Annotated in this window: 8 protein-coding genes; 7 read left to right on the top strand and 1 reads right to left on the bottom strand. The window is 64.7% G+C overall.

The annotated features are described in order from the left end of the window. The first annotated feature begins 55 nt into the window (after positions 1–55). The 5 genes from ABHM97_RS19070 to atzF are packed head-to-tail and all read left to right on the top strand — an operon-like array spanning position 56 to position 8,717. On the top strand, positions 56–1,558 hold the full coding sequence (locus tag ABHM97_RS19070) for an amino acid permease (RefSeq protein WP_235521916.1): 1,503 nt from the start codon (positions 56–58) through the stop codon (positions 1,556–1,558). Positions 1,559–1,601: 43 nt separating this feature from the next. After that, positions 1,602–2,474: an urea amidolyase associated protein UAAP1 gene (locus ABHM97_RS19065; protein WP_349471860.1), complete on the top strand. Its 873-nt coding sequence runs from the start codon at positions 1,602–1,604 to the stop codon at positions 2,472–2,474. Beyond that, the gene (locus ABHM97_RS19060; protein WP_349471859.1) at positions 2,471–3,148 is read left to right on the top strand and encodes an urea amidolyase associated protein UAAP2; all 678 of its coding nucleotides are present in this window, start codon (positions 2,471–2,473) and stop codon (positions 3,146–3,148) included. The genes ABHM97_RS19065 and ABHM97_RS19060 overlap by 4 nt, the downstream gene beginning before the upstream one ends. Beyond that, complete coding sequence (gene uca, locus ABHM97_RS19055) at positions 3,145–6,858, top strand: urea carboxylase (protein ID WP_349471858.1); 3,714 nt, start codon at positions 3,145–3,147, stop codon at positions 6,856–6,858. Before ABHM97_RS19060 ends, uca begins: the two co-directional genes overlap by 4 nt. Continuing rightward, the gene (atzF, locus tag ABHM97_RS19050) at positions 6,855–8,717 is read left to right on the top strand and encodes an allophanate hydrolase (protein WP_349471857.1); all 1,863 of its coding nucleotides are present in this window, start codon (positions 6,855–6,857) and stop codon (positions 8,715–8,717) included. The genes uca and atzF overlap by 4 nt, the downstream gene beginning before the upstream one ends. A gap of 183 nt (positions 8,718–8,900) precedes the next feature. On the opposite strand, the gene ABHM97_RS19045 is transcribed toward atzF, so the two are convergent. Beyond that, on the bottom strand, positions 8,901–9,188 hold the full coding sequence (locus ABHM97_RS19045) for a hypothetical protein (RefSeq protein ID WP_349471856.1): 288 nt from the start codon (positions 9,186–9,188) through the stop codon (positions 8,901–8,903). 333 nt (positions 9,189–9,521) lie between these two features. Between ABHM97_RS19045 and ppsA the strand changes: the two genes are divergently transcribed. Together ppsA and ABHM97_RS19035 are read left to right on the top strand one after the other, a co-directional pair. Beyond that, on the top strand, positions 9,522–11,921 hold the full coding sequence (gene ppsA / locus ABHM97_RS19040; protein WP_349471855.1) for a phosphoenolpyruvate synthase: 2,400 nt from the start codon (positions 9,522–9,524) through the stop codon (positions 11,919–11,921). Then, entirely contained in the window at positions 11,922–12,764 is an 843-nt protein-coding gene (locus tag ABHM97_RS19035) for a pyruvate, water dikinase regulatory protein (RefSeq protein WP_257368261.1), read from the top strand. Positions 12,765–12,776 lie beyond the last annotated feature (12 nt).

Below are 12,776 nucleotides of genomic sequence, written 5' to 3'. Positions count from 1 at the left end.
GCTGCAGTGCCGGACGGTTTTTACCCTTCATCCCGTTCCAGCCCCGGAGAAACCGATGACCTCAACCGTAGTTCCAGCCGTCCATGTGGATGATGCGGACCTCACGTCACTTGGCTACGAGCCCACTCTGCACCGCAAACTCGGCCGTTATGCCTCGTTCGCTGCAGGCTTTTCGTTCGTCTCGATCCTCACCACGATCTTCCAGCTGTTCGCTTTCGGCTACTCATTTGCCGGCCCCGCGTTCTTTTGGACCTGGCCCGTAGTTCTGGTCGGCCAGCTGTTGGTGGCCTTGAACTTCGCTGAACTCGCCGCCCGCTATCCACTCTCCGGAGCCGTCTACCAGTGGGCGCGCCGGATGGGCGGTGAAGCGGTGGGTTGGTTTGCCGGCTGGTTCATGGCCATCGCCCAGGTCGTTACCGCCGCGGCTGCCGCCATTGCCCTGCAGGTGGTCCTGCCCCAGCTCTGGGACGGCTTCCAGGTGGTCGGCGGCGATCCGGCCCTCAACACGGTCACCGGCGCCTCGAACGCAGTCATCCTGGGCGCCGTGCTGCTGGTAGCTACCACCATCATTAATTCCCTTGGTGTGAAGCTCATGGCCCACGTGAATTCTGTCGGCGTTACCTGCGAAATCGTCGGCGTGGCCGCCGTCGTGCTTGCTTTGATCAGCGCGGCTCAACGCGGTCCGGAGGTCGTGGCGGACACCACCGTGCTCCAGTCCTCGGACCTTGGCGCTGTGGGCGCCTTCCTGGTTTCGGGCCTGATGGCCGCCTACGTCATGGTCGGCTTCAACTCGGCTGGTGAACTGTCCGAAGAAACCAAAGACCCCCGCCGGACGGCGCCACGCACTATCCTCTCGGCGCTCCTGATCTCCGGAATCGGCGGTGCCCTCATGATCATCACCGCCCTGATGGCCGCGCCGAGCCTCGACGACGGCCGGCTCGCCACCGAAGGCCTTCCCTATGTCCTCACCGCAGTCCTTGGCACTTTCTGGGGCAAGGTCCTGCTGGTGGATGTGGCCATTGCCATCTTCGTCTGCACCCTGGCCATCCAAACCGCAGGCTCCCGTCTCGTCTTCTCCATGGCCCGCGACGGCAAGCTCCCCGCATCCGCGCTTCTTTCCTCAGTGCACCCATCCCGCGGCACGCCCATGTGGCCGTCCATCGCCATCGGCGCCCTCGCTGTTGCCGTGCTGGCCATCAACGTCGGCAATGCAGCGCTGTTCACCACGCTCAGCAGCGTCTGCATCGTGATGGTCTACCTCGCATACCTGATGGTCACGGTGCCGCAGCTGGTGAACCGGCTCCGCGGTGACTGGGGCCGCGTGGCACAGACCACCCCCGCAGGTCTCTTCTCACTGGGCCGCTGGGGACTGCCGGTGAACATCCTCGCCGTCCTCTATGGCGCCGTGATGGTGGTCAACCTGGCCTGGCCCAGGCCGGAAGTATACGACCCCACAGGCGAGAACCCAGTCCTCCTCTACTCGGCACCGCTCATGGTGGCGCTGGTCCTGGTCCTCGGTCTCTGGGTCCGGCGACGGACATTGGCAACCAAGGCGTAAGCAGCGAATTCCCCTGACCTTAAGAAACCAGCACAGGATTGACATGACACAAGTAACCGATCGCCCCGCAGGCACAGCCACCACGGCAGGCGCACGCGCCCACGCCAGGGAACAGCACGGCAGGACTGCCAAGACAATGCGCCACGTACCTGCCGCATCCGCTCCCGCCCAGCTCCTGGACGCAGCGCCCGACGGCGTGGTCCCCACTTGGGCGGAATCGCTCGCTTTTGGCCGGTACACCACCATGGCCCTGGCACGGGGAACCAGGGTCAAGCTCACCGACGTTGGCGGGGACGCATGTGTACACACACTCCTCTACCGCAGTGGTGCACTGCATGAACGCCTCAACGTTGCCGACACCGTGAAAGTCCCTTGGCAGGCCTATCCCGCTGCCGGGCATCCGCTGCTCTCTGATGCTGGCCGCCTGATGGCCACGATCGTCTCGGACACTTCCACACGCCATGATGCGCTCACTGGTGCCACCACGCTGGCCGGCAACACTGCGAAGTACGGAGCCGGAAGTCCCCACAGTGCCTCGCCGGCCGCACGTGAACTGCTCACCCTGGGCGCACTCAAGAACGGCTTGGGTGTCCGGGATGTTGCCCAGTCAATCTCCTTCTTCAAGGGCATCAAGGTGGACCCCAGCGGCACCATCACGTTCATCGGAAGCTCGGGGCCACGTGCCGCCGTCGAACTGCTCCTCCACATGGACGCCGTTCTGGTCCTCGCCAACACCGCCCATCCGCTGGATCCGCGGGACGCGTTCAGCGGCACGGCCGTGGACATCACTGCCTGGCAGGCGCCACAGGATCTCGTCGCCCTGGAAGCCGGCACCCTGCTCGGCCCGCTCGCCCCGGAGCACCTGCAGGCTCTCCGCAACACCGAACACGACCTCACCGCAAGGAACGCCCGATGACCACAGCAATCACCACCCAGAGCTTTCCTGGAGCCTCCGAAACCGCCCTTGCCGTCGGCCCTGTGATTCTGGACGAGTTCGTTCAGGCGCGTGGCCCTTGGTCGGCAGTCGTGGCCGCCGGGGACGTGCTGACCATTGTGGACCTGGAAGGCAACCAGGCGGTGGACTGCCTCCTCTACGCAGCCGGAGACACCACGGTCCGCTACTCGGCAGCCGTTACCATCGCGGCCCAGGAATCGATTGTCCTGACCACTGGTTCGGTCCTCAGGGCGGACACGGGCGCGCCACTCATGACCGTGGTGGCGGATGAAGTTGGCGTCCACGACACCATCGGCGGGGCCTGTTCGCAGGAATCCAACACCCTCCGCTACGGCCAGCACACCCGCGAACAGCACGCCTGCGTGGAGAACTTCCTCATCGAGGGCTCGCGCTGGGGCCTGGGAAAACGAGACCTGGTGTCCAACATCAACTGGTTCATGAACGTCCCGGTAGACCCCGATGGCGCCCTTGGCATAGTTGACGGGCTGTCCGCCCCCGGCAAGAGGATTGCCCTGCGCGCCGAGATGGACACGTTGGTTCTTGTCTCCAACTGCCCCCAGATCAACAACCCCTGCAACGGATTCAACCCCACGCCCGTCCGCATGATTGTCACCCGACCGGAGGCAGCACGATGAACACCTTTGACACCCTCCTGATCGCCAACCGCGGCGAAATCGCTTGCCGGATCATCGAATCCGCCAGGAAGCTGGGACTTCGGACAGTAGCGGTCTTCTCGGAAGCAGACCGGGGCGCCAAGCACGTCCTGCTTGCCGACGAAGCCGTCCTCCTGGGGCCGGCACCCGCCAAAGACTCCTACCTGCGCGTCGACGCGATCCTTGAAGCGGCCAGGTCCACCGGCGCCGGTGCGATCCACCCCGGCTACGGATTCCTGTCGGAGGACGCAGGCTTCGCCGAAGCCGTGGAGGCGACCGGGCTTGTCTTCGTCGGCCCCACGGCCGCGCAGCTGCGCATTTTCGGCACCAAACATACCGCGCGCGACGCCGCCCGGTCGGCCGGGGTGCCCATGATCGCCGGGTCGGGGCTGCTGGAGAATGTAGATGCCGCCGTCGCGGCAGGCCAGGAGATCGGGTTCCCGCTGATGCTCAAGGCCACCGGTGGTGGTGGCGGCATAGGCATGACCGTGTGCCGTTCCGAAGCAGAACTCGCGGAGAGTTTTCCCCGTGTTGCCCGCCTCGCGGACGCAAGCTTCGGGACCGCCGGCGTCTTCGCCGAACGGTATGTGGAAAACGCCCGGCACATCGAGGTCCAGGTCTTTGGCGACGGCAAGGGGCGCGTCGTCAGCCTTGGCGACAGGGACTGCTCCCTCCAGCGACGGCACCAGAAGGTCCTTGAGGAAGCCCCTGCGCCCGACCTTCCGGATGAGCTGCGTGAAGAACTCCACCGCACCTCCCGTGCCCTCTGCGCTTCCCTTTCCTACCGTTCCGCCGGCACCGTCGAGTTCGTCTACGACTCCACGCGCCAGGAAGCGTCCTTCCTGGAAGTCAATGCCAGGCTCCAAGTCGAGCACCCGGTCACCGAAGCTGTGACCGGCGTCGACCTGGTGGAGTGGATGCTGCGCCTCGCCCAAGGCGGCGCGCAAGCCGACGCCGTCCTCGCCGACGTCCCGGACGCCATGCCCGTGACCGGCCACGCCGTTGAAGCGCGTGTGTACGCCGAGGACCCGGCCCGGGGCTTCCAGCCGAGCGCCGGAATCATCACGAACGCCACCTACCCGGGCGCGGAAGCAGCACGGGTTGATGCATGGGCGGGGACCGGAACCGAGGTTTCCACCAACTACGATCCGCTGCTCGGAAAAATCATCACTTCCGGCACGGACCGGACGGCCGCCTTCGACCAGCTGGCCCTGGCGCTTCGCAGCACGAGGATCGACGGCATCGAGACCAACCTGGGTATGCTCCGTGCCGCCGCCGACCTGGATGAGGTCCGCAGGGTCCGTCACTCCACCAGCACCCTGGACAACGTGGGGGACCCTGAACCACGCATTACCGTTAACAGCCCCGGGCTGCAGACGAGTGTCCAGGACTGGCCCGGAAGGACCGGGCTTTGGCAGATCGGAGTGCCGCCGAGCGGACCGATGGATGATCTCTCCTTCCGCCTGGGGAATACCGCACTTGGAAACGCCGAGGGCGCGCCCGGCCTTGAGTTCACCATGACAGGACCAAGCCTCACCTTCACCCATGCCACCACCGTCTGTGTCACCGGGGCCGAGGTTGCGGTCACTGTTGACGGGCTCGACGTACCCGCCTGGACACCGGTCACTGTGCCGGCAGGCGGAACACTCGACGTCGGCACGGCGAACGGCAGGGGCCTGCGAGGCTACATCCTGTTCCAAGGCGGGCTGGACGTGCCCGAATACCTGGGCAGTGCCTCCACCTTCACACTGGGCCAGTTCGGTGGCCACGCCGGGCGCGTCCTGCGTGCCGGTGACGTGCTCCGTACGGTGATCTCCGCCGTCGGGCATGTACCGACGGCGGTTGTTCCGCTGGACAGCCGTCCCGCGCTCACCTCCACGTGGGAACTGACGGTCGTCGAGGGGCCGCACGGTGCCCCCGAGTTCTTCCAGCGCGAGGACATCGAGGAGCTGTACGCCACGGACTACGAGGTGCACTTCAATTCGGCCCGCACCGGCGTCAGGCTCATCGGACCCAAGCCGCGTTGGGCCCGGACCGACGGCGGCGAGGCGGGGCTGCACCCCTCCAACATTCACGACACCGCCTACTCAGTGGGCGCCCTGGACTTCACCGGGGACACCCCCATCCTGCTCGGGCCTGACGGCCCCAGCCTTGGCGGCTTCGTTTGCCCGGTCACCGTAGTCACCGCAGACCGATGGAAGCTCGGCCAGCTTCGGCCAGGGGACAAAGTCAGGTTTGTCCCGGTCACAGTCACCCAAGCCCCCTCTGCCAAGGACCTTGGCCCCGGCCGCCAGCTGGTGCTGCCGGGGGATGCTGCGTGGTCGTCGTTGACGGGAACTACCAGCCGTCCTCCCCGCGGCGACGGCGACGACGGCGTACTGGGCAGGGTGCCGGAGGCCGACGGCAGGCCTGCCGTGACTTACCGTCGTTCCGGCGACGACAACCTGCTGGTGGAATACGGTGAGATGGTACTGGACCTTGGGCTCCGTGCCCGGGTCCACGCGCTGCACCAGCATCTTGAACGGCTTCGGGTTCCCGGGATCGTTGACCTGACCCCCGGGATCCGGTCGCTGCAGATCAAGGTTGACCCCTCTGTCCTGTCCACGAAGCGGCTGCTCGATGTGGTTCGGGAGGTCGAATCCGTGCTCCCGGCAAGCTCCGAACTGGTGGTCCCGAGCCGGACGGTCCGGCTTCCGCTCTCCTGGGACGATCCGGCTACTCGCGAGGCCATCGAACGGTACATGGCCGGTGTTCGGGATGACGCACCGTGGTGCCCATGGAACATCGAGTTCATCCGCAGGATCAACGGCCTCGACTCCGTCGATGATGTCTTTGATACGGTTTTCGACGCCGACTATCTGGTCCTCGGGCTGGGGGATGTGTACCTCGGCGCGCCAGTGGCCACCCCCTTGGATCCGCGGCACCGGCTGGTGACTACCAAGTACAACCCGGCCCGCACCTGGACCCCGGAGAACGCGGTGGGAATCGGCGGGGCGTACATGTGCATCTACGGCATGGAGGGACCCGGCGGCTACCAGTTCGTTGGCCGCACCACCCAAGTGTGGTCCCGGTACGCGGACTCTGCGCCCTTTGAGCCTGAGTCGCCATGGCTGCTTCGCTTCTTCGACCGCATTTCCTGGTACCCGGTCAGTCCCGAGGAACTCCTGGACCTCCGGGCCGACATGGCAGCCGGCCGCGGCCGCGGCGTGGAAATCGAAGATGGCACCTTCTCCCTGGCCGAGCACGAGGCCTTCCTGGCTGAGAACCACGAGTCCATTGAGGCATTCCGCCAGAAGCAGGGCGCAGCGTTCGCAGTGGAACGGCAGGCATGGGCCGATGCCGGCGAGTTCGACCGTGCGGAAGCGTTGGTCGGCGTTGAGGCCCCCGCTGCAGAGGAGGCAGTAGTCCCCGAAGGCGGTTCCCTGGTTTCGGCGCCCTTCGCTGCCAGTGTGTGGAAAGTGGACGTTGCGGAAGGCGAACGGGTAGCGAAGGGCCAGCCACTGGTGTCATTGGAGGCCATGAAGATGGAAACCATCCTTGAAGCCCCCTGCGATGGCGTGGTGCTCCGTGTCCTCCCGAAGGCCGGATCCCAAGTGGTAGCCGGGGAAGCGGTTGTGGTGCTCGGTGGGATGGAGCTGGAGCCCGACGGCGACGATCGGCAAGCACCCGAACTGGAAGAAGCAGCAGTATGAACACGGTGATGAACGGCAGTGCTACCACCCGTGTGCATGCTGCACTTGCATCGATCGACACGGTGGACCGCCCCGAAATCTGGATCACGCTACGGACACCGCAGGAGCTGTTGGCCGAGGCGGCGAGCGTTGACGCCGCAGTTGCCGGGGGCGCGGACCTGCCTTTGGCCGGTCTCCTGCTGGCGGTGAAGAACAACGTTGATGTCGCTGGAATCCCAACTACGGCGGGGTGCCCTGGCTTTGCCTATACGCCGACGGAGGACGCGGAAGCGGTTGCCCGTCTCCGGGCAGCCGGCGCACTCGTGCTCGGGACAACCAACCTGGACCAGTTCGCCACCGGCCTGGTGGGGACCCGCAGCCCCTACGGTGCAGTTCGGGACTCACGGCGCCCGGAGTACATCTCCGGTGGTTCCAGTTCCGGTTCCGCTGTTGCCGTTGCCCTCGGACTGGTGGACATAGCGATCGGAACAGACACTGCAGGCTCCGGCCGAGTCCCCGCAGGCCTGCAGGGCATTGTGGGTATCAAACCGACGCTGGATGTCGTCTCTACCGTCGGTGTTGTGCCTGCCTGCCGGTCCTGGGACGCCGTCACCATCTTCGCCCGGCACCTGGCCACCGCCGAACTGGCCATGGGCATCATGGCCGGAAACTCGCGGGCTTGGCCGGCGGACATCCGGCTCGCCGCGCCGCAGAGACCCCGGGTGGCTTACCCGGCGGCCCTTCCGGCCCTCCCGGAAGCCTGGGCGACCGAGTTCGCCCGCCACGTGGACCGGCTGCAGGCTTCCGGTGTGGACACCGAACCCATCGGATTCGACGCCTTCCTCGAGGCAGCCCGGTTGCTGTACGACGGCGGCCTGGTCGCCGAACGCTACGCCGCGGTGGGCAGCTTCCTGGAAACGCTCGACGCCGGAACAGAGGCTTCCGGGAACATCGATCCCACTGTTGCGTCCATCATCGGGGCTGCCGGCAACGTGCCGGCGCATCGGTATGTTGCAGACACTGCCCGGCTGGAAGCGCTGAAACGGGAGGCCATGGCGGCCCTCGACGGCTTCGATGCGTTGCTGATTCCCACCACAGCCTTCCACCCAACAATTGCTGAAGTAGCCGCTGATCCCGTCGGCGTGAATTCGCTGATGGGCACCTACACCAACTTCTGCAACCTGTTCGATCTGTGCGCCGTGGCCGTCCCGGCAGGGGAGGTGGACGGTGCCCAGTTCGGGCTGACCTTGGTAGGCAGGACTTTCGACGACGCCGTCGTGGCCAGCCTTGCCCGCCGCCTCGAAGCGACGCCCGCACCGCCGCCGCTATTTGTTTCCGGAGCCGCCCCGGAGGCAGGCGCGGAAGGCGGCAGGCCGTCGTCGTCCCTTCCTTGGCCGGTGACTGCGGGTGCAGAGGCTGTTCCGTTGGTGGTGATTGGGGCACACCGCCGGGGCCAGCCACTGGCACCACAACTGGAGGAACTCGGCGCCGTTTGGGACGGGCCCGTGCGGACAGCACCCCGATACCGAATGGTCGCCCTTGATACGAATCCGCCCAAGCCCGGAATGTATCGCTCGACGGATGGGGCCGCGCTGGCAGGGGAGCGCTGGTACGTTTCCGCGGCTGGATTGGGACGGTTCCTGGCAGCCTTGCCGGAACCCATGCTGCTCGGACGTGTCGAACTCGACGACGGCACGATGGCGGTCGGATTCGCGTGCGACGCCGTCGCCTCAGCGACCGGCACGGACATCACCGGCTACGGCGACTGGCTTGAGTATCTTCAAGAATCGGCCAATGCACACGGGAGGCCGTCACGGAGTCTACGGCAGGGCCTGGGTGACGCCGTCCTGGCGGGGTTTGCCCGTGGCGGTCCCAGCTAGGACGGACCGAGTATTCATTGACGTCCGCTTCGACTCTGAAACCGATTACGACGCTTTCTTGGCCCGCATCGAACCCATCAAGTCAATTGTCGATGCCACTCGTATGACTGCGCCCTACGACTACCTCCTGCGAGCGCAGCCGCGAGCCGGGCCTTCGCCGCCCGACCGGGCAGTGAAAGGATGTCAGTCCGGGAGAAGCAGCGCCTCGAGTTCGGGAAGCCTCTCGAACAGGATAGGGAGCACATGGATCCCGTTGCTCACGGACTCATGCGACAGGGCGAGTTCAGGGCCAGTGGTCGCCTCGACACCGGCGAGACACCTGAGGATGTTCCACCTGTCCCTGTGGGTCAGCACGACAGGACCCGGACGTCCGCACCTGTTGACGAAGTTGGTGATGGTGAGAAAGATCTCGACGTGAGACGCGAGTTCGTCGGCCCATGGCTGTCTGGTTGCCTTCGCTCGCTTTGCCAACAGGGGCCAGTCCTTTGGCGCATGGTCTTGGACCGGCGGATGGTTCCAGGCGATGTGAAGTGAATGAATGCCCGCGAGGATCTCACTTATCTCAAACGCGTACGCCTTCGATACCGGCGCTTCAGGCTTTTTCGGCGGCGGGGCTCCCTATGACAGCTGGGTGGGATGTCTGCCATAAGTCCGGTCTGAAAAGCCAGTCCAGTGACTTTCCGTTACCTGTTGAGGCTGTTGCATGGGTCACTTTCATTTGCTTCCAGCCGCAAGGACCCTGATCCTTGCAAGACCTAGTTTTTTCAGCGCTTGTCAGAGCGTGCCCAATGGAGGACACAATTTATGACTAACGTTCTTTGGTTTTCTGAGCTTGGCTTGACCGACCTTGACCAGGTTGGCGGCAAAAATGCATCACTCGGGGAAATGGTTCGGAATCTTGCCTCGGCTGGGGTGAAGGTTCCGGACGGTTTCGCGACGACGGCGGACGCTTACCGGCGTTTCCTGGCGGAGTCGGGGCTTGATGCGCGGATCGAAGGCATCCTGGAGGGCTTGGACAGCGGCGACGTGGCCGCTTTGGCCAAGGTCGGCGGGCAGATCCGGGACCTGATCCGTCAAACGCCGTTCCCTGCCGGTTTCGAAGAGGAAATCCGCGCGGCCTACCAGCGCCTGACCGAGGAGCATGGCGGGGATGTGTCATGGGCGGTGCGTTCCAGCGCAACAGCCGAAGACCTTCCTGACGCTTCCTTTGCCGGCCAGCAAGAGACGTTCCTGAACATCCGCGGGATGGAAAACATCCTGCTGGCTATCAAGGACGTTTTCGCATCCCTGTACAACGACCGCGCGATTGCTTACCGCGTTCATCACGGCTTCACGCATTCGGAAGTGGCACTTTCGGCCGGTGTGCAGCGGATGGTGCGTTCCGACGTCGGCGCTTCCGGCGTGATGTTCACGATGGACACAGAGACCGGTTTTCAGGATGCGGTCTTCATCACCTCCTCTTACGGCCTCGGCGAGGCCGTGGTCCAGGGGGCCGTGAACCCTGACGAGTTCTATGTTTACAAGCCGGCATTGGCGGCTGGCAGGCCGGCAGTTCTCAAGCGCGGGCTGGGGGAGAAGGCCGTGCAGATGGTGTACACGGATTCGGACGAAGTTGGCAGGACCATTGACTTCACTCCCGTGCCCCAGGATTCCAGGAGCCGTTTCAGCCTTACGGATGCTGAAGTCGAGCAGCTTGCACGCCACGCCGTAGCGATCGAGCAGCACTACGGCCGTCCCATGGATATCGAGTGGGGTAAGGACGGGGTGGACGGGGAGCTCTACATCCTGCAGGCGCGGCCCGAAACCGTGGAGTCCCGTAAAGCAGCGGGCGTCACGTCCCGCTACACGCTCGCTGAGCGTTCAACGGTATTGGTCGAAGGCCGCGCGATCGGTCAGAGGATCGGCGCCGGGCAGGTGCGGGTGCTGTCCTCCATTGAGCAGATGGCCTCCTTCCAGGAAGGTGATGTCCTGGTGGCGAACATGACGGACCCGGACTGGGAACCGATCATGAAGAAGGCCGCCGCGATTGTCACGGACCGCGGCGGCCGGACCTGCCACGCTGCGATCATCGCCCGCGAACTGGGGATTCCCGCCGTCGTCGGAACCGGCTACGCGTCCCAGATCCTCAAGGACGGCACTCCCGTGACAGTCTCCTGCGCCGAAGGCGAAGCCGGGCTGGTCTACGAAGGGCTGCTGGAGTACACGCTCCAGGAAACCAGCTTGGAGACTATGCCCGAGGCCCCGGTGAAGATCATGATGAACGTCGGGACCCCGGAGCAGGCGTTCAGTTTCGCCAAGCTCCCCAACCACGGTGTTGGTTTGGCCCGCCTTGAGTTCATCATCAACCGGCAGATCGGTGTCCACCCCAACGCCTTGCTGGCCGTCGCCGGTGAGATCGAGCGCCCGGCGAGCCTGGATGACTACACCGTCCGGCTGATCCAGGAAAAGACGGCGGCCTATGACGGTCCCCGCGACTACTATGTCCGCCGCCTGGCTGAAGGCATCGCGACCATCGCGGCCGCGTTTGCCCCTGAACCTGTGATCATCAGGCTCTCGGACTTCAAGTCCAACGAGTACGCCAATCTGGTCGGCGGTCCTGCGTTCGAACCCGAGGAAGAGAACCCGATGATCGGGTACCGGGGTGCGTCGCGGTACCTCTCAGCGGCGTTCCGGCAGGCTTTCGAACTCGAATGCGAGGCGCTGAAGTACGTTCGCAACGAGATGGGCTTGAGCAACATCAAGCTCATGGTCCCGTTCGTGCGGACATTGGACGAGGCCAGTGGCGTGATCGACCTCCTCGCCGCCAACGGACTGCGGCGCGGCGAGGACGGACTGGAGATCGTGATGATGTGCGAGCTGCCTGCCAACGCGCTCCTTGCGGACGAGTTCCTGGAGTACTTCGATGGGTTCTCCATCGGTTCCAACGACCTCACCCAGCTCACTTTGGGCCTGGACCGGGATTCTGCGCTTGTGGCTGAAGGCTTCGATGAGCGGAACCCGGCAGTGACCAAGCTGCTGGAGATGGCCATCAGTGCTTGTCGCGCCAAGGGCCGGTACGTCGGAATCTGCGGCCAGGGCCCCAGTGACCACCCGGACTTCGCGGAGTGGCTCCTTGCCCGGGGCATCAGCTCCATCTCGCTGAACCCGGACGCAGTCACCGAGACCTGGTTGCGCCTGGCTAAGACCACCAGCACCGCGGTCTAAGTGGCAGACAACCAAACCGTGGGGGCGGGCGCAGCGTCCGCCCCTACGGTGTTCTTTCTCTCTGACAGCACCGGTATCACTGCTGAAACGCTGGGCAACACCTTGTTGACCCAGTTTCCCGGCCAGCGGCTTGAACGGCGGACCATCCCTTTCATCACCACCATTGAGCAAGCCCGCGAGGTGGTAGCGGTTATCGACAAGGTGGCAGCCTCCGGTCCTGTGCCGATCATTTTCTCCACTGCCGTGGGACAGGACATTCGTGCCGTGCTGTCGGAAAGCCGTGGTCAGTTTTTCGACTTGTTCGGATCCCACATCGGGAAGCTCGAACAAACACTTGGTGCGGTCGCCAACGGAAAACCGGGCCAGGCACACGGCGTGGGCGACGCCGTCCGGTACCAGTCCCGTATGGCCGCCGTCGAATATGCCATTGAACACGACGACGGCCAGTCGCTCCGTGCGCTCGAACGCGCCGAACTGATTCTGATCGCGCCCTCCCGCTGCGGAAAGACGCCCACCACGATGTACCTTGCCCTGCAGCACGGCATCCTGGCAGCGAACTTCCCGTTGGTCGAAGAGGACTTTGATGTCATGGCGCTGCCGAAACCCTTGCTGCCGTTCGCGGACAAATGCTTTGGCCTTACGTCCCAGCCCGTCCGGCTGAGCCAAATCCGCCAGGAACGCCGGCCGGGCAGCAACTACGCTTCGCTGAACCAATGCACCTTTGAACTTCGCAACGCGGAGGACATGTACCGGGCCAACAACATCCCCTACGTGAACTCCGCCTCCATGTCCGTGGAAGAAATTTCCGCCACGGTCCTTCAACGCATGCAACTGCACCACTGACAATCGGAGGCT

The organism is Paenarthrobacter sp. CAP02 (assembly GCF_040137855.1).
Lineage (GTDB): Bacteria > Actinomycetota > Actinomycetes > Actinomycetales > Micrococcaceae > Arthrobacter.
The sequence above is the reverse complement of the archived record's forward strand: the minus strand, read 5'-3'. Positions and strand labels throughout refer to the sequence as shown.